At 73.4% G+C, this 20884-nt stretch carries 18 protein-coding genes; 10 read left to right on the top strand and 8 right to left on the bottom strand.

Going from position 1 to position 20884, the window contains the following annotated elements; translation table 11 throughout:
• Positions 1–19 precede the first annotated feature (19 nt).
• The 4 genes from ACIGO6_RS23260 to ACIGO6_RS23245 all read right to left on the bottom strand — a co-directional run bounded on the left by ACIGO6_RS23260 (position 20) and on the right by ACIGO6_RS23245 (position 4279).
• The gene (locus ACIGO6_RS23260; protein WP_399879063.1) at positions 20–430 is read right to left on the bottom strand and encodes a DUF742 domain-containing protein; all 411 of its coding nucleotides are present in this window, start codon (positions 428–430) and stop codon (positions 20–22) included.
• 19 nt (positions 431–449) lie between these two features.
• The gene (locus ACIGO6_RS23255) at positions 450–887 is read right to left on the bottom strand and encodes a roadblock/LC7 domain-containing protein (RefSeq protein WP_399879061.1); all 438 of its coding nucleotides are present in this window, start codon (positions 885–887) and stop codon (positions 450–452) included.
• Positions 884–3442, bottom strand: a complete 2559-nt coding sequence (locus ACIGO6_RS23250; RefSeq protein WP_399879059.1) for a nitrate- and nitrite sensing domain-containing protein — start codon at positions 3440–3442, stop codon at positions 884–886. Before ACIGO6_RS23250 ends, ACIGO6_RS23255 begins: the two co-directional genes overlap by 4 nt.
• 63 nt (positions 3443–3505) lie before the next feature.
• Positions 3506–4279: an MHYT domain-containing protein gene (locus ACIGO6_RS23245; protein ID WP_399879057.1), complete on the bottom strand. Its 774-nt coding sequence runs from the start codon at positions 4277–4279 to the stop codon at positions 3506–3508.
• Positions 4280–4431: 152 nt separating this feature from the next.
• Here ACIGO6_RS23245 and ACIGO6_RS23240 point away from each other — a divergent pair, with 152 nt between their 5' ends.
• Positions 4432–5040: a class I SAM-dependent methyltransferase gene (locus ACIGO6_RS23240; RefSeq protein ID WP_399879055.1), complete on the top strand. Its 609-nt coding sequence runs from the start codon at positions 4432–4434 to the stop codon at positions 5038–5040.
• Positions 5041–5065: 25 nt separating this feature from the next.
• On the opposite strand, the gene ACIGO6_RS23235 is transcribed toward ACIGO6_RS23240, so the two are convergent.
• Positions 5066–5962: an oxygenase MpaB family protein gene (locus tag ACIGO6_RS23235; protein WP_399879053.1), complete on the bottom strand. Its 897-nt coding sequence runs from the start codon at positions 5960–5962 to the stop codon at positions 5066–5068.
• A gap of 96 nt (positions 5963–6058) precedes the next feature.
• Here ACIGO6_RS23235 and ACIGO6_RS23230 point away from each other — a divergent pair, with 96 nt between their 5' ends.
• The 3 genes from ACIGO6_RS23230 to ACIGO6_RS23220 all read left to right on the top strand — a co-directional run bounded on the left by ACIGO6_RS23230 (position 6059) and on the right by ACIGO6_RS23220 (position 9094).
• Entirely contained in the window at positions 6059–6364 is a 306-nt protein-coding gene (locus ACIGO6_RS23230) for a hypothetical protein (RefSeq protein ID WP_399879051.1), read from the top strand.
• A 140-nt stretch (positions 6365–6504) separates the two neighbouring features.
• A complete protein-coding gene (locus ACIGO6_RS23225) occupies positions 6505–7485 on the top strand; it encodes a hypothetical protein (protein ID WP_399879050.1) in 981 nt (326 codons plus the stop codon).
• Between the two features lie 190 nt (positions 7486–7675).
• Complete coding sequence (locus tag ACIGO6_RS23220) at positions 7676–9094, top strand: tannase/feruloyl esterase family alpha/beta hydrolase (RefSeq protein WP_399879048.1); 1419 nt, start codon at positions 7676–7678, stop codon at positions 9092–9094.
• Here the strand turns inward: ACIGO6_RS23220 and ACIGO6_RS23215 are convergent.
• Complete coding sequence (locus ACIGO6_RS23215) at positions 9069–9251, bottom strand: hypothetical protein (RefSeq protein ID WP_119105388.1); 183 nt, start codon at positions 9249–9251, stop codon at positions 9069–9071. The genes ACIGO6_RS23220 and ACIGO6_RS23215 overlap by 26 nt on opposite strands.
• Positions 9252–9508: 257 nt before the next feature.
• On the opposite strand from ACIGO6_RS23215, the gene ACIGO6_RS23210 reads away from it, so the two are divergent.
• Both ACIGO6_RS23210 and ACIGO6_RS23205 read left to right on the top strand, forming a co-directional pair.
• A complete protein-coding gene (locus tag ACIGO6_RS23210) occupies positions 9509–12376 on the top strand; it encodes an SNF2-related protein (protein WP_399879487.1) in 2868 nt (955 codons plus the stop codon).
• On the top strand, positions 12373–13641 hold the full coding sequence (locus ACIGO6_RS23205; protein WP_399879046.1) for an SWF or SNF family helicase: 1269 nt from the start codon (positions 12373–12375) through the stop codon (positions 13639–13641). Before ACIGO6_RS23210 ends, ACIGO6_RS23205 begins: the two co-directional genes overlap by 4 nt.
• Positions 13642–13802: 161 nt before the next feature.
• Here ACIGO6_RS23205 and ACIGO6_RS23200 read toward each other — a convergent pair whose 3' ends face one another.
• A complete protein-coding gene (locus tag ACIGO6_RS23200; protein ID WP_399879045.1) occupies positions 13803–14246 on the bottom strand; it encodes an NUDIX domain-containing protein in 444 nt (147 codons plus the stop codon).
• Between the two features lie 90 nt (positions 14247–14336).
• Positions 14337–15500 carry a xylose isomerase gene (gene xylA / locus ACIGO6_RS23195; protein WP_399879044.1) on the bottom strand — a complete coding sequence of 388 codons (1164 nt, stop codon included), beginning with the start codon at positions 15498–15500 and terminating at the stop codon, positions 14337–14339.
• A gap of 246 nt (positions 15501–15746) precedes the next feature.
• Here xylA and xylB point away from each other — a divergent pair, with 246 nt between their 5' ends.
• The 4 genes from xylB (at position 15747) to ACIGO6_RS23175 (ending at position 20836) form a co-directional block, all read left to right on the top strand.
• On the top strand, positions 15747–17192 hold the full coding sequence (xylB, locus tag ACIGO6_RS23190) for a xylulokinase (protein WP_399879042.1): 1446 nt from the start codon (positions 15747–15749) through the stop codon (positions 17190–17192).
• A gap of 227 nt (positions 17193–17419) precedes the next feature.
• A complete protein-coding gene (locus tag ACIGO6_RS23185; protein ID WP_399879040.1) occupies positions 17420–18628 on the top strand; it encodes an ROK family protein in 1209 nt (402 codons plus the stop codon).
• Between the two features lie 233 nt (positions 18629–18861).
• Positions 18862–19467: an N-acetylmuramoyl-L-alanine amidase gene (locus tag ACIGO6_RS23180; RefSeq protein WP_399879038.1), complete on the top strand. Its 606-nt coding sequence runs from the start codon at positions 18862–18864 to the stop codon at positions 19465–19467.
• Between the two features lie 109 nt (positions 19468–19576).
• Entirely contained in the window at positions 19577–20836 is a 1260-nt protein-coding gene (locus tag ACIGO6_RS23175) for a GAF domain-containing protein (protein ID WP_399879036.1), read from the top strand.
• The last annotated feature ends 48 nt before the right edge of the window (positions 20837–20884 follow it).

The following is a 20884-nucleotide window of genomic DNA, read 5'->3' as shown; positions in this document are numbered from 1 at the left end:
CTGCGGTGCACGCACTCCGTTACAGGGCGCGCAGTCCCTCGATCACCTCGCGCAAAATCCGTTCGTCGGGCAACTGCGCGGGCGGTACGGGGCGGCTGACGGTCACGGAGCCGAGTTCGACCAGGTCGCCCAGGAGCACCCTGACGACCCCCACGGGCAGGTCCGCGTCCGCGGCGAGTTCGGCGACCGACTGGGTCTCCGTGCGGCACAGGTCGATCAGGGTCCGGTGTTCCGGCCCGAGCACACCGTGGTCGAAACCCGGCGCCCCCGGGGTCCGCGTGACGAGGGCGATCAGGTCGAACCGTACGTCCGTGGGGCCGGGGCGGGTGCGGCCGCCGGTCACCGCGTAGGGACGGACGAGGGGCCCTGCCTCGTGGTCGTACCACTGACTGCCGGGCCGGTCCGGGCCACCGGCCGTGGCGTCGGTCATCCGCGCGGCCACTTCCGGGTCATCCGCCGGCGGGGGGCCGTGCGGAGGAGCGCGGCGCGGTGTGAAGGTGCTCGCCGACGCGTTTCACCAGCCGTGCCATCTCGTAGGCCACCAGGCCGATGTCAGCCGTCACTGCGGTGAGGACGGCGAGGCAGGAACCATCGCCCGCGGCGGCCACGAACAGGAAGCCGTCGTCCATCTCCACCATGGTCTGGCGCACTCCCCCGGCACCGAAGTGCCGGCCCGCGCCCTTGGCCAGGCTGTGGAAGCCGGAGGCAACCGCGGCCAGGTGTTCGGCGTCGGCGCGGCCGAGGCCGGTCGACGCGCCCACGGCGAGTCCGTCGTTCGACAACACCACGGCGTGCCGTACTTCGCTCACGCAGCCGACGAAATCGTCCAGGAGCCAGTCGAGTTCGCGGGTCGGTCGGACGGTTCCCGTACCGGGGTCGTGGATCATGCGGGGTCTCCTTCACTGCTGTTGCCGCCGGTCGGCGCGTCCGGTGGTTTTCCGCGGCCGGGGCGTCGGCCGCCTCCGCGTGACCAGCCGTCGCGGTAGGCCGCCATGCGGTCGCGTACGAGTTCGGGGGTGCGCTCGTCGTGGGAGTGCGGCGAGGAGGACCGGGCGGGCTCCCCCGGGCGACCGTCGCGCAGTTGGGGGGCGAGACTGGCCTGCCGTACGCGTCGGGGAAGGTCGTCGGTCTCCCCCGTCGCGTCCGGCGGGGCGGGTCCGTCGGACGCCGCGGCGGCGTCGGGGGATCGGTGCAGTCGCAAGGCGGGGGCTCCTGGGGGTCGGCTCGGTGCCGGTGCCTGCGCCGCCCTCGGTACTGAGGCTGCCAGCGCGGGCCGGTCGGCCGGTGCGGGGACGGGGTCCTGGTGCGGGGCGGCTTCCGGCACGCGCGCGTAGAGGTGCTCCTCGGGCCGTGCTGCCTCGTGCGACGGCCCCGCCGGAGGTTCCGCCGCTTGACCGTGCAGCAGTGCGGTCGGCAGCAGGACGACCGCGGTGGTGCCTCCGTAGGGCGAGGTCTTCAGGTGAACCTTGATGTCGTGCCGGGCCGCGAGCCGGCTGACCACGAAGAGGCCGAGCCGGTCGCTGTCGAACAGGTCGAGCGCCTCGGACCGTGCGATGCGGTGGTTGGCCTCGGCGAGGGTGTCCTTGCCCATGCCGAGTCCTCGGTCCTCGACCTCGAGCGCGTAGCCGTTGCCGACGGGCTCGCCGGTGACGCGCACGCGCGTGTGGGGCGGCGAGAACTGGGCCGCGTTCTCGATGATCTCGGCGAGGAGGTGGGTGAGGTCGGCGACGGCGGCGCCGACGACCGACGTCTCGGGAAGCTGCCGTACCTCCACGCGCGCGTAGTCCTCGACTTCGGAGACGGCCGCACGGACCACGTTGGTGAGGGAGACCGGCATGCGCCAGGCTCGGCCGGGTGCCGCGCCGGAAAGGATGATCAGGCTCTCGGCGTGGCGCCGCATGCGGGTGGTGAGATGGTCGAGACGGAAGAGGTCGCTGAGTTCGTTCGGATCGTCGGAGCGGCGTTCCATGCTGTCCAGGAGGCTCAGCTGGCGGTGGACGAGGATCTGGCTGCGGCGGGCGAGGTTGACGAAGACTCCGGAGATGCCGCTGGCGAGTTCGGCGCGTTCCACCGCGGCCCGCAGGGCTGCGCGGTGGACGGTGTCCAGGGCCTCGGCGACCTGTCCGGCCTCGTCCTCGGCGGGTGGCCCCGGTGGTGCCTCGGACGGGATGTCGATCTCCTCTCCCGTGCGCAGCCGGCGCATGGCCTCGGGGAGTTTGCGCCGGGCGATCTCCAGGGCGCTGTTGCGCAGGCTCACCAGCTCGACCACGAGGCCGCGGCCGATGCGGACGGAGATGACGAGCGACGCGGCGACGGCGAGCAGGCCGAAGAGGACCGCGGCCCCGGCGGGAGTGAGTACCCCGCGGGTGAACGGGTCGGCCCGGTCCGCGACTCCTCGTCCGGCGTCCTGTTCGATCGCCCGCATTCCGTCCCGCACGCGCGCGTGCGCCCCGTCCCACGTGGTCCGCGGTGCCGCCGCCTCGATCGTTCGGTCATCCGGACCGCGGGCGAGCAGCTTGTCCTCGGCCGTGCCCACGGTCACGTAGGCGCCGCTGTCGGCGAGGTCCTGCCAGGCGGCGCGTTCGGAGCCGCGCAGATCGGCGACGGCGGACTCGGTGAGCACGCGGCGCCGGTCGACGGCACCGGTGAACAGTCGCAGCCGCTCGCCGCCGAGGTCGTCGGCGAGGCGGGCACCGGCGAGCAGGGCGTCCTCCTGGGCCAGTGCCTCGCCCGCGCGGGCGAACTCGACCAGCACGCGCGCGTCGGATCCCAGATCGGCGTCCTGGATGCCGCTCAGCGCGCCACCCACCCGGAAGGCCGCCGAGATGGCCGCCGTGTACCGGCGGTAGGCCTCGTCCCAGTCCGCGCGGCGGTCGAGGACGGCGGTGCGCAGGGATCCGAGCCGCTCGGCCCCGGTGACGAACTCCTCGAGCCGACGGGCCACTCCGGCGGGCAGTTCCCCGCTGTCGGCGACGGTGTTGCGGTCACCCAGGCGCAGTTTCCCGACGGCCCGGTCGGTGCGTGCGGAGAGTTCCGCGTAGTCGCCGCTCGGCACCGCCGACGGGTCGGTGGCGTGGCCTACGGCTGCGCGCCGCTCGGCCTGCAACGCGGCGACGGCGGCGCTCACGGGGGCCCGGACCTGGGCGTCCACGCGCTGCACCTGTCGCAGCCGGGCGATGTCCTGGGCGGTGGTGACGGTGGCGTACGCCCACAGGGAGAGCAGGGAGACCACGGGCACCATCAGCAGGCAGACGATCCTGGCGCGCACCGTACGCGGCCGTACGCGCGTGCGCCACGCGCGCGTGGGTGAGTCCGGCGCCTCGCCCGTGGGCGGGACCGGTGTCTCGTCGGCCGGTGGTCCGGCATGGGCGCGACGGCCGCGCACGGGTGGCTGGGGCGGCGCCTCGGCGCCGGCTGCGGGGGTCGTACGGGGTGTACGCATGGCCTCCTCGCTCGGGACGGGTGCGGGGCGTTGTCTGCGGGGCGTCGACGCCCGCGGCCGCCGTTACGGGGTGGGGCCCCCGACGGGTTGCCGGGCCGAGGCGGATGCCTCGCGCTCGCCCGCCGTGGGTGACAGGGCGACGAAGGCCGAGGTCAGAAAGAGGTAGGACCCGAGCCCGACGGCGAGGGGGAAGATGAACTGCATCGCCGTGGCCCCCGGCAGCGCTTCGCCGGACGGCGTGACGCGCACACTCACCGCGAACATCCCGGTGTAGTGCATGCTGCTCACGGCCGCGCCCATGATCAGCGAGGCGAGGGTGACCGCGAGGGGCGAGCGGATGTTGAGCGCCGCCCACAGGGCCGCCGTGGCGGCGGCGACGGCGATGAGGACGGAGAGCCCGACGCGCACGGGGTCGTAGCTCACGTCGCCGTGCAGGCGCACGGCCGCCATGCCGAGGTAGTGCATGCTCGCGACGCCCAGCCCCGTGGTGAGTCCGCCGAGCAGGAGTGCCCGACCGCGGTCCCGACCGTAGCCGACCGCGAAGACGCCGGCGCAGACGACGATCATGGCGACGAGCAGGCTCGCGAGGGTGAGCGGCACGTCGTAGCGGATGTCGGTGCCGCTGACGCGGAAGCCGAGCATCGCGACGAAGTGCATCGTCCAGATGCCGGTGCCGATCGCCGAGGCGGCGGTGAGCAGCCAGTTGCGGCGCGGGCGGCCGGTGGCGGAGAGGGCGCGCACGGTGCAGCGCAGTCCGAGGGCTGCGCCGGCACAGGCCATCGCGTACGACAGCGCGGGAGTCAGCCAGCCAAGGGCGACGTGGTCCAGGTGTCCCATGGCCCCGGGACGCTAGTACCGGCAAGGGCGCACAACGGGGGCGCATTTCGAAAGGTGTTGCTATATGACACAGACACGTACGGGAACGATCGCGTCACGCTCGAACGTGTGCACTGCGGCGCCTTCCGTGCCGTTGCGGGATCATGCGAAGCATGAGCGACGACCACACGCACGTCCAGGAGTTCTTCGGTGCCCGCGCCGCCGACTGGGACAGCCGGTTCCCCGACGACGACCCCGCCTATGCGGCCGCCGTCGCCGAGCTGGGACTGCGGGAGGGGGATCACGTGCTCGACGCGGGCTGCGGCACCGGACGCGCCCTGCCGCCGTTGCGCGCCGCCGTGGGCCCCTCGGGAGTGGTCCTCGGGGCCGACCTGACGCCTGCCATGCTCCAGGCCGCCGTCCGCGCGGGGAGGGACCACGACGGTCAGCTGCTGCTGACCGACGTCGCCGCGCTGCCGCTGAGGCCGAGATCGCTGGACGCCGTGTTCGCGGCGGGCCTCGTCGCGCACCTGCCCGACCCCGCCCGGAACCTGCGGGAGTTGGCGCGCGTCGTGCGTCCCGGCGGTGTGCTGGCTCTGTTCCACCCGATCGGGAGGGCGGCGCTCGCGGCCCGGCAGGGTCGGCGGATCACACCGGACGACCTGCGTGCCGAGCCCAATCTCCGTCCGTTGCTGACCGGTTCCGGGTGGCGCATGACGTCGTACGTCGACGAGGACGCACGCTTCCTGGCGCTGGCGGTCCGTCAGGTACGTCAGCGCTGACGGCTCGGTGCGGCCGGTGATCGGTTCACTCGACGGCTGACGTGTCGATGTGCCGGACCGGGCAGCCCCGCAAACCCGGGACGGGGCGGGTGCCCAGCTCCGCCAGCCGGTAGCCGTTCGGGTAGCCCTTGACCTCCCGGTTCTGCCGGGCGTGGTGCGGGGCGCGCCTCGGCGGCATCAGGCGGACCGCGCGGCCACGCAGCCACACCGCTCGTCGCACCGTCGCCCGGGTGACGGGCCCCGGCGGGGCGTACCGGAAGGCCCGCAGGAGGGGCTCGTCGAGCAGGGCGAGTGTCCCGGTGCGCAGGAGCGGGGCGAGGGGGCGAGGGTACCAGGAGGCCATGAGGTCGAGTGTGGCGTCGGAGACCCGGCGAGCGGCCTCGTCCCAGGCGAAATGGGCCTCCTCGTAGGCGTCGAGGCAGGCTTCGAACTCCTCGTAGGCCCCGGGGACGTCCTTGATGCCCATGTGCCGTCCCAGTGTGCGGTAGTGGACGGCGGCGGCGACGGTCTCGTGGCGTGACATCCTGCGCCATCCGTAGGCGTCGATCCAGCGCTTGGGGATGACGACGAACGTGCACAGGACGTAGCGCATGTCGTCGTTGGTGATGTCGTAGCTGCGGTGCATCTGGTTGATGCGCCGGATGGCCGTACGGCCCTGCTCGCTGCCGAAGCCGTGCTCGACGACGGCGTCGAGCAGCAGCGCCGTGTCGTCGTACCGTTTCTGCGCCCGGCTCGTGAACTCCCCGGTCTCGGCCAGCAGTCGACCGATGCTCGGAACGGCGTAGGTACGGTAGAGGGCCAGCTCGAGGGCGCGGGCGAAGTCCCAGGGGAACTCGTAGGCCGAGGTCAGCCGGTAGATCTCCGAGGCGTCCTCGTACGGGTCCATCCGCCGGATTCGTTCCAGCCGTTCGAAGCGCTTCACTGTGGCGCCCCCTTCTGCTGTCGAAGCTTCAACTCTACGTTGGGCAGCAGGAGATGCACGGTCGGTCAGGGCAATCGCCAGGGGAGGGTGGTCAGCTTGTTCGACGGGATCCGCGAGGCCTGGAAGAGATCTCGTGCCGCTCGGCGCGCGGAAGGGAAGGACGGGAGGGCGGGAGGGGAGCCGCGCTCGCACAATCTGTTCGAGGCGGCGGCCGTGTATGTCGCGGCGAGTGCGGACGACGACCAGGAACGGATGGACGAGGCGGCGGGCTGGGTGTCTCCGGAGGCGCTGTCGTTCGGGGTGAACGAGCTGGCGTGCCGGGCCGTGATCGCTCTCGCACGGGAGCGCGACGAGTCCCCGCGGGAGGTGGCGCGGGCGCTCCTGGGGCTGCCTGCGACCTGAGCCTGCCCTTGCGGGGCACGTGGTCGATTCGCCCCCGTCCAGCCGGAAAGCTGCAGCTCGGGTGCGTCTGGGAGTCGTGACAAGGGCTTCCCGGTCGCACTAGGGTGCGCGCCATTGGACGAACGGATGGGGAGGCAGGGATGGCCGGGACGGACGAGGACACCGTCGCCGCCGCGGACGACGCGCTCTATGTGCTGACGGCGGTGCTGCTGACGCCGGCGAAGTTCCCGAGTGTGCTGGGCGACGACTATCCGGAGGCGTGCGCGGCGCTCGGGCTCCCACCGCTGGCCGACGGTTACGGGCTGGTGCTCGGCCAGGACGGTGACGGTGCCCGGTGGACCGTCGTCGTCGACGACGTCTCGCTGGTCGCCGTCGCCGTGGCGTCCTGGGACTGCGGCATGGAGTACGACCTGTCGCCGGACGAGCGTACGGTCGTCGCCGCGCTGCCCGGCTGGCCCCTCGCGGTCGCCGTGGCGGCCCCCGGTGTCCCCGCGCCGCACGATCCCGACCCCGAGTCCGCCGACCGGCCCGTGTTGTCCCCGCCGGACACCACCGTCTGGGGCCCCGCCCAGCGACGTCTGGGGGCCGACGAGATCGCCCTGCAGTGGGCGCAGTGGCGGGAGCAGGTCGACGACGCGAAGTTCCCCGTGGCGGGCGGGAAGTCCGGGTCCGGTTCGGCGGACGCCCGGGAAGGGGACGACACGGGCACCGTGGACGCCGGGGAAGGGGACACGGGCGCCCTGGACGACCACGAAGGAGACACGGGCGCCGTAGAGGCCCAGGAGGGGGACACGGGCGCCGACGAGGGCGCGGAGTCCGGCGTCGCGCAGGCGGCGGGGACCGGCTCCTCCGGGCGCGGAAGTGTCCGGCGGGTGCTCGCGGAGGCGCGTGCCTATGTCGACACGCCCCCGCCGCTCGGCCGGGTCCGGTCGTCGTTCGCGCCGGGGGGCGCACGCACGCTGCGTGCCGACGGCCCCGGCTGGTCGCTGGTCGCCAGAACCGACGACATCGCCTTCGTCCTGCTCGACGACGAACCCGGTGAGGTGGTGCCGGTGGGCCGAGGACCGTCGCTGCCGGGGCTCTTGGAGGCCCTCGACAAGATGGCCGTACGACCGAGCTGACCAGGGCTCGGGCTGACCGGGGTTCGGGCGCGGGTCACCACGGGGACTCGCGGCCACGGTCGCCCGGGCTGTCTCCAACCTCTATCTTCAGCTCCTGCTCCATGTGGGTCCGGCCCATGGAAGGGGGACGTACGGGCTCGCACGATGGGTCAGCCCTCAGTTCCTCTCCCCCTCGTGCCTGGAGACCCTGATGCGTCTGTCCCGAGGTGCCCTCTTCCTCGCCGCCGTGGTGATGGCGGTCCCGCTCACCGGGCCGGGCCCGGCCGCCGCGACCGGCGCAGGCGAACACTGCTCCCGCCAGGAGCGCGTGCGGGTGCCGGGCGCGGCCCTGCAGCGCACCGCCTGCCTGCCCGACCTGACGACCACGGCGTTGGCCGGCACCCCCTACACCGACATGGCCGACCAGGCCGGACTGACCGCCGGCGGCACCAGCACGCCGTCCGGGGTTCCCGGCATCCAGGTCGACGGGTACTTCCCGGACTCCTCCCGCTTCAACACCACACACGGCTGGAAGCACGACGCGCAGTTCGTGATCCGCCTGCCGGACAAGTGGAACGGCGGTCTCGTCGTGACGGGAGCGCCGGGCACCCGCAAGCAGTACGCCACGGACAAGGCGATCTCCGACCGGGTCCTCGCACAGGGCTACGCGTACGCCGCGACCGACAAGGGCAACAACGGACCGGACTTCCACCGGGACGGCAAACGGCCGGGAGACGCGGTCGCCGAGTGGAACGCACGGACCACCCAGCTCACCCGGGCCGCCCAGCGGGTGGCCGCCCGGCGCTACGGACACGCGCCGCGTCGCACGTACATCACCGGCGTCTCCAACGGCGGCTATCTCACCCGCTGGCAGTTGGAGAACCACCCGGAACTCTACGACGGCGGCGTGGACTGGGAGGGCGCGCTGTGGACCGCGCACGACCCCGGCCTGTTCACGACACTGCCGGTGACCGTGGCCCGGATGTTCGGCGGGGCACGGGACGAGGACCTGTACGCGGCGGGCTTCGCGCGCGGCTCCGAGTTCCTGTGGCCGTACCACGAGAAGGCCTACTGGGGCGTGACCCAGAAGACCTACCGGGCCGAGTTCGACCCGGCCTACGATCCGGGCTGTCCGGGACCGACCGCCGGGTCCGGGCTGGAGGAGATCCTGGCACCGTGTCCGTCCGATGCGGCGTACGACTACGCGGCACGCCCCGACTCCGTCCACCGCGCGGTCGCCCGGGTGGCCCTGACCGGCCGCATCGGGAAACCCTTGATCACGCTGCACGGCGATCTGGACGCGCTCCTGCCCAAGGCGGTCCACGCCGACGTGTACGAGCGCATGATCGACGCGAGCGGACGTGGCGGGCTGCACCGCTCTTACACCATCCGGGGCGGCACCCACGTGGACGGGCTGTACGACACGTATCCCGAGAGGCTCCGGCCGATCCTGCCCTGCTTCCGCTCGGCGTTCGACGCGCTGGCCGAGTGGGTGGCGCGGGGCACTCCGCCGCCCGCGGACCACACGGTCGACAGGCCCGCGAACGGCGACGTGGTCAACTCCTGCGCCCTGGCCGAGACGCCGGCGACCGGGCGTCAGCACCTCAGCGGCCGATCTCCTTCCGCGTGACGCGGCGCAGCCTGCGTCGCTGCGAGGGATCCAGAGTCAGGTACGCGGCGGCCGGGACTCCCAGAACTATCAGCAGGGCAGCCCACCAGGGCAGCCAGATCAGCAGGATGAGCCCGGCCGCCACTCCCCCTGCTGCGATCTTGGCGTTCTTCGACATGGTGTCGCCTCCTTCGCGGCCACTGCCGCTCTCTGTCCTGAAAACGGGTCCGCGCTCCCGGCGGTTCCGTACCGCGACCCTGAGACGACCCTGAGGCCGTACCCTTACGTGCCCCGGAGAACCCGTCGGCGAGTCCGTCCGGAGAACACCTCATCTGAATAGTGACCCACGCCACAGCTCGGCCACACCCCGTAGCCGTGCGAATCGTGTACTGTCGGCGGCCGCATCCCTGGCTAGTCAAATTTGAGGAATACACCATCGCTGCGCAGACCCATCTCCCTCCGACGCCCTCCGAGATCTCCGAACTCGCCCGCCACTGTGCCGTATTCGTCCCCGGCGACCCCGCTCGCGCCGGCCGTGTCGCCTTCTGGCGGTCCGACGGCGAGGCCCCTGCGGCCGTCTCGTCGGGGTCCGTGGCGGACCTGACGGTCGTACGGCCCGACGGCGACGGTGTGCGGCAGGTGAGCGTGCCCGCCCTCCTGCTGCCGGTGCGGGCGGCGCTGCCGGTCCTCACACGCGCGCGTGTCGACGCGGACGGCCACCGCGCCACCGTGTTCTGGGGCGCGGTCGCCGTCGAGGCCCTGCACCTCGTGGCGCGGGGGCTGCTGCTGCCCGGCCTGTCCGCGACCGACCACGACGCGTGGCGCACGGGTCCACTGCGCCCGGAGGACACCGAGCGGATCCGCCACCTCGCCGCCTCCATGCCGCCCGAGGCGCACGCCGTCCCGGTGGACGACGTCGCACCCCTGCGGCTGCCCGACCCGGAACTGCTGGTGCGTGCCTTCCTCGACGCCGTCGCCGACACGCTGCCCCGCTCCCCCGCGGCCGAGCTCGTGACGGACGGGCCGGCCTACGCGTCGCCACAGCCGCAGCGGCTGCCCGAGGCGCACCCATGGGCCGCCGACGTGGCCGCGGGACACGACATGGGCGTACGGCTGTCCCTGCGCGTCGAGGTGCGGGGCCTGTCGGCCGCGTCCCACGAGGACACTGCCCCCACCTTCCGGGCCGTGCCCCAGGTGCACAGCGTGAACGATCCCGCGCTCGTCGCGGACGCCGCCGAGGTGTGGGGCGGCACCGTGGACGACGCGTTCGGCACGCGCGCGCGGATGGACGCCCTGCTCGCGCTCCGGCGTGCCGCGCGGGCGTGGCCGGCACTCACACCGCTGTTGTCGGCCGCTGTGCCGGACGCCGTGGAGCTCGCCGACGAAGAGGTCGCCGAGCTCCTCGGTGCGGGCCACCGGGCGCTCGCCGGCGCGGGGGTCGACGTGCACTGGCCACGGGAACTGGCGCGTGATCTCACCGCCCGCGCGGAGGTCGGACCGCCCGACGACGAGCCGGCGCCGCACACGTCCGCCGCTGACGCCGATCCGTCGTTCCTGTCCGCCGACGCGCTGCTCGCCTTCAATTGGTCGTTCGCGCTGGGGGAGCAGCGGCTCACGCGCGAGGAACTGGACGTGCTCGCCGAGGCCAACCGCCCCGTGGTGCGGCTGCGCGACCAGTGGGTGCTCGTCGACCCCGCGGAGGCCCGCCGCGCCCGTGCCCGGCAGGACCACAAGGTCACGCCCGTCGACGCGCTCGCCGCGGCCCTGACGGGCTCGGCGGAGGTCGACGGACGCCCCGTGGAGGTGCACCCCACGGGATGGCTGGCCACCCTGCGGGAACGGCTCGCCGATCCCGAGGCGCAGGACGCCGTGGCGCAGCCGGCCGCCCTCGACGCCACGCTGCGCGACTACCAGCGACGCGGGCTCAGCTGGCTGGCCCGTATGACGTCGTTGGGTCTGGGCTGCTGCCTCGCCGACGACATGGGTCTCGGCAAGACCATCACCCTGATCGCCCTGCACCTGCACCGGCAGACCGACACGTCCGCCGCCGGGCCCACCCTGGTGGTCTGTCCGACGTCGCTCATGGGCAACTGGCAGCGGGAGGTCGAGCGGTTCGCGCCCGGCACGCCCGTACGCCGCTTCCACGGCACGCGACGCGACCTGGAGGCTCTCGCCGACGGCGAGTTCGTCCTCACCACGTACGGGACGATGCGCCTGGACGCCGAACGACTCGCCACGGTGCCGTGGGGCATGGTCGTCGCGGACGAGGCCCAGCACGTGAAGAACCCCTACTCCGAGACCGCGCGGCAGCTGCGCTCCATCGGCGCACGCGCGCGCGTGGCGCTCACCGGCACTCCTGTGGAGAACAACCTCTCGGAGCTGTGGGCCGTCCTCGACTGGGCCACCCCTGGCCTGCTGGGCCGGCTCGGCACCTTCCGCAGGCGCTACGCCCGGGCCGTCGAGGGCGGTCAGGACCCGGCTGCGGCGGAGCGGCTGGCGCGGCTCGTGCGGCCGTTCCTGCTGCGTCGCCGCAAGTCGGACCCCGGGATCGCGCCCGAGCTGCCGCCGAAGACCGAGACCGACCATCCCGTGTCGCTGACCACGGAGCAGGCGGGACTGTACGAGGCGGTGGTGCGCGAGGCGCTCGCGGAGATCGCCGGTGCCGACAGCATGGCGCGACGCGGCATGATCGTGAAGCTGCTGACGAGCCTCAAGCAGGTCTGCAACCATCCCGCGCAGTTCCTCAAGGAGGACCGGCCGAGGATCACGGGCCGCTCGGGCAAGCTGGAGCTGCTGGACGAACTGCTCGACACGATCCTCGCCGAGGAGGCGAGCGTGCTGGTCTTCACGCAGTACGTGCAGATGGCGCGCCTCCTCGAACAGCACCTGGCCGCCCGGGGGGTGGCCTCGCTGTTCCTGCACGGCGGAACGCCCGTCGCGGCGCGGGAGTCGCTGGTGCGGCGGTTCCAGGAGGGCGAAGTCCCGGTCTTTCTGCTGTCCCTGAAGGCGGCGGGGACCGGACTGAACCTCACACGCGCGGAGCACGTCGTGCACTACGACCGCTGGTGGAATCCCGCCGTCGAGGCGCAGGCCACCGACCGCGCCTACCGCATCGGCCAGACCCGTGCCGTGCAGGTGCACCGGCTCATCGCCGAAGGAACCGTCGAGGACCGCATCGCCACCCTGCTGAACCGCAAGAAGGAGCTGGCCGACTCGGTGCTGGGGGCGGGCGAGGTGGCGCTCACGGAGCTGACGGACGCGGAACTGGCCGATCTGGTCGAGCTGCGAGGGGGTACCCGATGACCCGGTACGACGGTGACACGGAACGGACGTTCGCCGCACTCCCGCCCGCGCCCGGCCGCGGCTTCGCGCAGACCTGGTGGGGCATGGCATGGCTGAAGGCGCTGGAGGACGCGGCGCTGGACACGGGGCAGGTGAAGACGGGCCGCAGGCTGGCGCGCGCGGGAGCGGTCGGTGCGGTGTCGGTGCGGCCGGGGCGCATCACCGCGGTCGTCCAGGACCGGGACCGCACGGCGTACCGGGCCGACGTCCTGCTGGAGAAGCTGTCCGACGCCCAGTGGGACCGCTTTGCCGACATGGCCATCGAGCGGTCCGGACATGTCGCGGCTCTGCTGGACCACGACATGCCCCCGCACCTGGTGGAGGACGCGGCGGCCGCCGGCATCGACCTGCTGCCGGGTCTGGGGGATCTGGAACCGGAGTGCGACTGTGGCGCCTGGGACCACTGCGGGCACACGGCGGCACTCTGCTACCAGGTCGCCAGGCTGCTGGACCAGGACCCCTTCGTCCTGCTGCTGATGCGGGGGCGTGACCAGAGCGCCGTTCTGGACACCCTTCAGACGCACGGCGGTTCGTCCACCGAGGCGGCCTCCTCCCGTCCGGTGGGCGTGGACGCCGCCGAGGCGTACGCGGCGGGCCACGTGCTGCCTCCGCTGCCCGCCCCGCCCGGCCTCAGGGAGGGGCCGGGAACACCGCCCTCCCTGGACACCGAGACGGCGCCCCCGCCCGGTGTCGACCCGGCCGCCCTGACCTTCCTGGCCTCCCGGGCCGCGGTGGAGGCACACCGCCTGCTCGCCGAGGCTCTTCGGGCCGGGCACGGCGGACAGGCCGTCGACGGTGCGCCGACCGTCGCGCAGGACGCGGTGCGTCTGGCCGCGGGGGGGCCCGGACCGGCCGTGCTGCAGCGCCTGGGTGACGGGTCGGAGCGCACTCGGGAAGCGCTGGCCGTGGCCGTCCGCGCGTGGCGGCTCGGGGGCGCCGTCGCCCTGTCCGTGCTGGAGGAGGAGTGGCCGGTGGACGGCGACACGCTCGCACGCGCGCGTGCGGCGCTGGAATCGGCCTGGGACGAGGACGAACGGCCGGCGCTTCGGGCCCGGGCCAACCGGTGGACCGTCACCGGCGCGCCGTACCAGCTCCGTCTGGACCGGGACGGCCGTTGGTGGCCGTACCGCAAGGAGCGGGGTCGTTGGGTTCCCGTGGGCGGCGCGTCGCAGGACCCGGCGACCGCACTGGCCTCGGCGGCACTCACCGCCGGGGACGAATCCTGATCCCCTGAGGCTCTGTGTGGGACAAGACCGGCGCTGCTGATGCCGGGACCGGGTGGGGCAGGGCGAGGGGTGTTCCACGCGAGCCCTGACCCCAACCGGGCCTCCCCTGGACCTGCGGGGGGGAGTCCGACTGCTCGGCACGTGGCCGGCGATCCGGCGTCCTACGGCGCCATGGAGCCGCGCTGTCGCAGCATGGGCAGGACGTGGTCCGTGACCGCCGGTGCGAGCCGGACGTCGCGCTCGTGTCCGGAGATCCACTTCATGTCGGCCAGCTCCGCCGCAGGCCGGGGCAGTCCGTCGATCCGCGCCTCGAAGAGCGTCAGGTGCATGGGCACCTTCTCCAGAGCCGCCGTCGACTCGACCCGGCCCAGGAGTCGGGGCTCCCTGGGTTCGACGCCCAACTCCTCGTCCAGCTCACGGCACAGGGCCTCCAGCGGCTCCTCGCCCGCGTCGGGCTTGCCCCCGGGCAGGTAGAAGACCTCCGGGGCGGCCTGCTTGCTCACGACCAGCAGGCGTCCGTGCTGGACGATCGCCGCCGCCACGACGGCCAGTGGCTCTCCCCCGCCGGACACGGGGGCCACCGACACTGCGCTCTCTTGTGTCATGAGGGCCATCCTCCCAGGCGGCCGGACGGGCTCCGGCCCCGTCCGTGGACCGGAGGGGGCCGGAGCGTCCGCGCCGCGGTGCGGTGGGGTTCAGGAGGCGCCGAGGAGGTGGTCCATGGCGAGCTGGTCGAGGTGTTCGAAGGCCATGCCGCGGGCGGCGGCCCCGTCCACGTCGAAGGTGTCGTAGGCGGTCGGGTCGGCCAGCAGGCCGGCGAGACCGTCCTCGGCCGTCGGGCGGGCCAGTTCGTCCAGCCGGGCCGCGGCCAGCGCCTCCTGCACCCGGGGGTCCGCCCGGAAGGAGGCCGCCCGGTCCTTGAGGATCAGGTAGTTGCGCATGCAGCCGGCCGCCGACGCCCACACCCCGTCCAGGTCCTCGGTCCGCGGCGGCTTGAAGTCGAAGTGCCGCGGACCCTCGTACCCCGCCCGCTCCAGCAGGTCGACCAGCCAGAAAGCCGCCCGCAGGTCACCCGCGCCGAAACGGAGGTCCTGGTCGTACTTGATCCCGGACTGGCCGTTGAGGTCGATGTGGAACAGCTTGCCCGCCCACAGTGCCTGCGCGATCCCGTGCGGGAAGTTCAGCCCCGCCATCTGCTCGTGACCCACCTCCGGGTTCACGCCGTACAGCTCCGGCCGCTCCAGGCGCTCGATGAACGCGAGGGCATGGCCGACCGTCGGCAGCAGGATGTCACCGCGGGGCTCGTTCGGCTTCGGCTCGATCGCGAATTTGAGGTCGTAGCCCTGGGACGTGACGTACTCGCCCAGCAGGTCGAAGGCCTCCTTCATCCGCTCCAGGGCGTCCCGCACGTCCTTGGCCGCGCCGGACTCCGCGCCCTCGCGGCCGCCCCACGCCACGTAGACGCTCGCGCCCAGCTCCACCGCGAGGTCGATGTTGCGGATCGTCTTGCGCAGCGCGTACCGCCGCACGTCCCGGTCGTTGGCCGTGAACGCGCCGTCCTTGAACACCGGGTGCGTGAACAGGTTCGTCGTCGCCATCGGCACCTTCATGCCCGTCGCGTCCAACGCCTGCCGGAAGCGCTTGACGTGCGCCTCCCGCTCCGTGTCGTTCGACCCGAACGGGATCAGGTCGTCGTCGTGGAAGGTGACCCCGTACGCCCCCAGCTCGGCCAGGCGCTGCACGGACTCCACCGGGTCCAGGGCACGCCGGGTGGCATCACCGAACGGGTCCCGGCCCTGCCAGCCGACCGTCCACAAACCGAACGTGAACCTGTCCTCGGGAGTGGGCTGGTAGTTCATTCCGCGGCTCCTCACTCGCTGCCGACCAATCGTGGTCCGGCCAATCGTTGTCCGACCAATCACTGCCCGGCCAATCGCTGACGACTATTTCGTCATGGCGCTTTACAAATTAGTATGCACACACGTTCCTGGGAAGGGACAAGGTGTCGCCGAACGGGTGACGCCGGGCCGCCTAAGGCCCTGGAGCCACAGAATCCCAGGTCAGGCCAGTCAGATCCCGCGAGCCGCGGAAGAGGGAGAAGCCCGATGTCAGCAGCCGAGGGTCCGCTCGTCGTCGGCGTGGACACGTCCACCCAGTCCACCAAGGCGCTGGTCGTCGACGCGGCCACCGGCCAGGTCGTCGCCAGCGGCCAGGCGTCCCACACCGTGTCCTCCGGGGCCGGCCGCGAGAGCGACCCGCGTCAGTGGTGGGACGCGCTGGTCGACGCCCTGAACCAGTGCGGTGACGCGGCGCGCGAGGCCGCCGCGGTGTCGATCGGCGGGCAGCAGCACGGACTCGTCACGCTGGACGCCCGGGGCGAACCGGTGCGTCCCGCTCTCCTGTGGAACGACGTGCGCTCGGCGCCGCAGGCCCGCCGTCTGATCGACGAGCTGGGCGGGCCCAAGACCTGGGCGGAGCGCACGGGCAGCGTGCCCAGTGCCTCCTTCACGGTCACCAAGTGGGCCTGGCTGGCCGAGCACGAGCCGGACGCGGCCCGCGCGGCGAGGGCCGTACGTCTCCCCCACGACTACCTCACCGGGCGGCTCACCGGTGAGGGGACCACCGACCGCGGCGACGCGTCCGGCACCGGTTGGTGGGCGTCCGGTACGGAGGCGTACGACGAGGACATCCTCGCGCGCGTGGGGCTCGATCCGGCGTTGCTGCCGCGGGTGGTCCGGCCCGGCGAGGTGGCCGGCACCGTGCGCGACGCCCACGACCTGCCGTTCTCCAAGGGCACCCTGGTCGCCGCCGGCACCGGCGACAACGCGGCCGCCGCGCTGGGCCTCGGACTGCGCCCGGGCGTGCCGGTGATGAGCCTGGGCACGTCCGGCACCGTGTACGCCGTGTCGCAGCGACGGCCCGCCGACCCGACCGGCACCGTCGCGGGCTTCGCCGACGCACGCGGCGACTGGCTGCCGCTGGCCTGCACCCTCAACTGCACGCTCGCCGTCGACCGCGTCGCGGCCCTGCTGGGCCTGGACCGGGAGGCCGTCGAACCCGGCACCGACGTCACACTCCTGCCCTACCTGGACGGTGAACGCACCCCGAACCTGCCGCACTCCTCCGGCCTCCTGCACGGGCTGCGCCACGACACGACCGGGGGCCAGCTGCTCCAGGCCGCCTACGACGGCGCCGTCCACTCGTTGCTCGGCGCGCTCGACCTGGTCCTCGACGCCGACGCGGACCCGTCCGCGCCCCTGCTGCTGATCGGCGGCGGCGCACGCGGTACGGCGTGGCAGCAGACCGTACGGCGGCTTTCCGGACGTCCTGTCCAGATCCCCGAGGCCAGGGAACTGGTCGCGCTCGGCGCCGCGGCGCAGGCGGCCGGCCTGCTGACCGGCGAGGACGCGGCTGCGGTCGCCCGGCGCTGGGACACGGCGGCCGGGCCCGTCCTCGACGCCGTGGAACGGGACGGGGCGACGCTGGCGAGGATCACCGGGGTACTCTCCGACGCGGCACCGTTGCTGGAACGGAGCGCGGACTCCCGCTGAGACGCACCCGGACGGACGATGCCGCCAGGCACCGTCACCGGCGTTCCTGCGGCACGCCACCGACGCGCGACATCGCCGTCGGAGGCTGCCTCCCGGACGCCCTCCGAGGCAGGCCGCCGGGGACCGACATGCCGGCCGGACCGGTGGCCGGGGGCACGCACCCGAGGCCGGTCCGGCCGGTTCCCGGCCGGGAACCGACGGAGGAACGACAAAGGAATGACGGAGGAATGACCGCACCGTCCCACGAAGCCCACCCGGCCCGCGCCGGGCGCGCGCTGCCGGACACCCAGCAGGGCATGCGCCGCCGCAACCTCGCGCGCGTGATGCACACCGTCAGCGCCGAGGGTCCGCTGTCCCGGGCCGCCGTCGCCTCACGGATCGGGCTGACGCGGGCCGCGGTCTCGACCCTCGTGGACGAACTCATCCGCTCGGGCCTGCTGGAGGAGCTGGGCCCCGAGCGCCCCGGCCGGGTCGGCCGGCCCGGCTCGGCGCTCGCCGTCAGCGCGCGGGGTCCGGCGGGCATCGGAGCGGAGGTGGGAGTCGACCACCTCTCGGTCTGCGCGGTCGATCTGCGCGGCCAGGTGCGCTCGCGTGTCGTTCGGTACGGCAGCAATCGTGGCCGCTCACCGGAGCCGGTGCTCGAGCAGCTCGCCGGCCTGGTGCGGCAGGTCGTCGCCGACTCGGAGGCCGAGGGCCTGTGGCCGGCCGGCCTCGCGGTGGCCGTCCCGGGTCTCGTGGCGCGGGACGCCCGGACCGTCGTACGCGCCCCCAACCTCGACTGGCACGACGCGGACCTCGGCGCGCTGCTGCCCGCGGATCTGCCGCTGACCGTGGACAACGAGGCCAACTTCGGGGCGCTCGCCGAGCTCTGGCTCGGTGACGGCACCCCCCGCGACTTCCTGCACGTCTCGGCGGAGATCGGTATCGGTGCGGCCGTGGTCGTCGACGGGCAGTTGCTGCGCGGAACCCGCGGATTCGCCGGCGAGCTGGGTCATGTGCCGGTCCGTCCCGACGGGCCGGAGTGCGCCTGCGGCGGGCGAGGATGCCTGGAGCAGTACGCCGGTGAGAGCGCGGTACTGCGCGCGGCCGGCGTGGAGCCGGGCGAGGATCGCGTCGGAGTCCTCGCGGGGCGAGCCGCGGAGGGCGACGAGGCGGTCCGGCGGGCCCTGCGCGACGCGGGGACGGCGCTCGGCATCGCGCTCACCGGTGCGGTCAACCTGCTCGACCCCGAGAGCGTGGTGCTCGGCGGAGCCCTGGCCGGACTCGCCCCCTGGCTGCTGCCGTCTCTGCGGGACGAACTGGCCCGGCGCACGGCCGGCCCGGCCTGCCCGGTCTCCGTGTCGGAGCTGGGTCCGCGCGGGCCGCTGCTCGGCGCCGCGCACGCGGTGGTGCGGGCCGTGCTGGACGATCCGGCGGTGGTGGCGGAGCGGGCCTGAGCCCGTCCGCCCTGTCCGCCCCGTCCTGTCTTCCTGTCTTCCTGCCTCGTCGTCCGTCCCTCGCCCACCTGCATCGATCGACCCTCATCACTCGATCGAGTGAGCACGGTGTCCACAAGGCGGCGGCTGTCCACGGAACGGCGCGGCGCACTACTGCGCAACCCGCAGCCCCCGTACGGTGATTCGCGCGGACGCACCTCGCAGCAAGCCCCCACCGACGAAAGGCAGTCCCCATGGAAGGGGAAAGGACAGCACCGGTTCCGACCAGGCGGCGACTCCTGAAGGGCGCCGCACTCGCCACCGTCCCGCTCACCCTGTTCTCCGGCACACGCGCCACCGCACGTCCCCGGGCCGTCGACTACCCCTCCGCCGAGTGGCAGCCGGCGAGCACGGCCAACTACACCCCGTCGAGCCGTCCCGCCACCTATCCCGTCGACCACGTGGTCATCCACGTGACGCAGGAGACCTACGCCGACACCCTCGCCATCTTCCGCGACCCCTCCCGGCAGGTGTCCGCGCACTACGTCGTCCGGTCCTCCGACGGACACGTGGCGCAGTGCGTCCGTGAGGCGGACGTCGCCTGGCACGCGGGGAACTGGAACTACAACACACGCAGCATCGGAATCGAACACGAAGGATGGGTGGACAGGCCCGAGTACTTCACCGACGCCCTCTACGAGCAGTCGGCCCGGCTCACGGCGGCGATCTGCGCCACGTACGGGATTCCCAGGGACCGCACGCACATCATCGCCCATCACGAGGTGCCGGGCAGCGACCACACGGATCCGGGGCCCCTGTGGGACTGGACCCGGTACATCAGACTGGTCAACTTCGCCTGACTCCCGGCGCACTGCCACGTTCGGGTGACCCGGCCGGTCGAAGTGGTTGTCCGGGCGTACCGGCGGAGTGACGATGTCCCCGTCGCATCACACCGTCCGGGAGGCCGAGTTGACCGATTCGTGGCTGGCTCTGGAACCGGGGGCGGACCCCGCCGAGCGCGCGCGGACGCTGCGGCGCGCGCACGAGACGTTCACCGAGGCGGGGACGGTGCCGCGGCCCGTGCGTGCGGTGGTGGCGGAGTCCTGGCGGCGCTCGGTCCGGGCCGGGGTCGGCCCGGACGGCACCGCGAGCGTGGAGCTGATGGACGGTGACCTCGGCGCCTATCGGGCCGAACATCCGCTGGCCCGGGTGATGCCCCTGTTCCGGGAGCTCATGGGCACGTTCGCCGCCGACGGTGAGCACCTGCTCGCGGTGTGCGACGCGCACGGCAGGCTGCTGTGGGTCGAAGGGCATCCGGCCGCCCGGCGCCGGGCAGGTGGGATGAACTTCGTGCCGGGCGCCCGGTGGGCGGAGTCCGCGGTGGGGACGAACGCCCCGGGCACGGCGATGGCCGTGGGCCGGCCGGTCCAGGTCTTCGCGGCCGAGCACTTCATCCGGCGGGTCCAGCCGTGGACGTGCGCGGCGGCGCCGGTGCACGACCCCCGCACCGGGCGGGTGCTCGGCGCCGTGGACATCACCGGCGGGGACGGGCTGGCGCATCCGCACAGTCTGGGCTTCGTCCAGGCGGTGGCGCGTGCCGCCGAGTCGCAGCTGGCACTGCTCACTCCCGAGGGGCCCGGCGCCGACGCGGCCGAGCTGACCGCGTTGGGCCGGGACGAGGCGCTGCTGACCGCGGACGGTCGCCGCGTGCGGCTGAGCCGGCGGCACAGCGAGATCGTCGTGCTGCTGGCCCACCACCCGGAGGGCATGACCGGTGACGAGTTGCTGTGCGCGCTGTACGAGGACGAGACGGTGACACCGGTGACGTTGCGTGCCGAACTGGCCCGGTTGCGCGGGGTCCTGGGGCCCGGCCGGCTGGTGTCCCGGCCGTACCGGCTCGCGATACCCGTGGAGTCCGACGCCGTCCTCGTCGAGCGTCGTCTGCGGGCCGGTGCGGTCACGGCGGCGGCGACGGCGTACGCCGGCCCGTTGCTGCCCGGCTCCCAGGCCCCGGCGGTGGCCCGGCTCAGGCGCCGGCTCGCCGACGGTCTGCGCAGCGCGCTGATCGCCTGCCGCGATCCCGACCTGCTGGCCGACTGGGCGCACGCGCCGTGGGGTGAGGACGATCTCGACGTCTGGCGCGCGCTGGCCGCGGTCCGGCCCACGGCGGCCGCCCGCTCCCGGCTCGCCGCGCTGGAGTCCGAGCTGACGGCGCCGAACGGATGGTGACCGCCTCCCGGAAAGCGGCGGGCACGGCCGTGGCCCCGGCGACCGCAC

It is taken from the genome of Streptomyces sp. NPDC053750 (assembly GCF_044544295.1).
Lineage (GTDB): Bacteria > Actinomycetota > Actinomycetes > Streptomycetales > Streptomycetaceae > Streptomyces.
Note: the sequence above shows the minus strand (reverse complement) of the source record. Positions and strands in the feature narration are given on the sequence as shown.

Excerpts from the sequence above, each read along its gene's own strand:
- ACIGO6_RS23260 (WP_399879063.1), bottom strand. The coding sequence starts at position 430 with ATGACCGACGCCACGGCCGGTGGCCCGGACCGGCCCGGCAGTCAGTGG.
- ACIGO6_RS23255 (WP_399879061.1), bottom strand. The coding sequence starts at position 887 with ATGATCCACGACCCCGGTACGGGAACCGTCCGACCGACCCGCGAACTC.
- ACIGO6_RS23250 (WP_399879059.1), bottom strand. The coding sequence starts at position 3,442 with ATGCGTACACCCCGTACGACCCCCGCAGCCGGCGCCGAGGCGCCGCCC.
- ACIGO6_RS23245 (WP_399879057.1), bottom strand. The coding sequence starts at position 4,279 with ATGGGACACCTGGACCACGTCGCCCTTGGCTGGCTGACTCCCGCGCTG.
- ACIGO6_RS23240 (WP_399879055.1), top strand. The coding sequence starts at position 4,432 with ATGAGCGACGACCACACGCACGTCCAGGAGTTCTTCGGTGCCCGCGCC.
- ACIGO6_RS23225 (WP_399879050.1), top strand. The coding sequence starts at position 6,505 with ATGGCCGGGACGGACGAGGACACCGTCGCCGCCGCGGACGACGCGCTC.
- ACIGO6_RS23220 (WP_399879048.1), top strand. The coding sequence starts at position 7,676 with ATGCGTCTGTCCCGAGGTGCCCTCTTCCTCGCCGCCGTGGTGATGGCG.
- ACIGO6_RS23215 (WP_119105388.1), bottom strand. The coding sequence starts at position 9,251 with ATGTCGAAGAACGCCAAGATCGCAGCAGGGGGAGTGGCGGCCGGGCTC.
- ACIGO6_RS23205 (WP_399879046.1), top strand. The coding sequence starts at position 12,373 with ATGACCCGGTACGACGGTGACACGGAACGGACGTTCGCCGCACTCCCG.
- ACIGO6_RS23200 (WP_399879045.1), bottom strand. The coding sequence starts at position 14,246 with ATGACACAAGAGAGCGCAGTGTCGGTGGCCCCCGTGTCCGGCGGGGGA.
- xylA (WP_399879044.1), bottom strand. The coding sequence starts at position 15,500 with ATGAACTACCAGCCCACTCCCGAGGACAGGTTCACGTTCGGTTTGTGG.
- xylB (WP_399879042.1), top strand. The coding sequence starts at position 15,747 with ATGTCAGCAGCCGAGGGTCCGCTCGTCGTCGGCGTGGACACGTCCACC.
- ACIGO6_RS23185 (WP_399879040.1), top strand. The coding sequence starts at position 17,420 with ATGACCGCACCGTCCCACGAAGCCCACCCGGCCCGCGCCGGGCGCGCG.
- ACIGO6_RS23180 (WP_399879038.1), top strand. The coding sequence starts at position 18,862 with ATGGAAGGGGAAAGGACAGCACCGGTTCCGACCAGGCGGCGACTCCTG.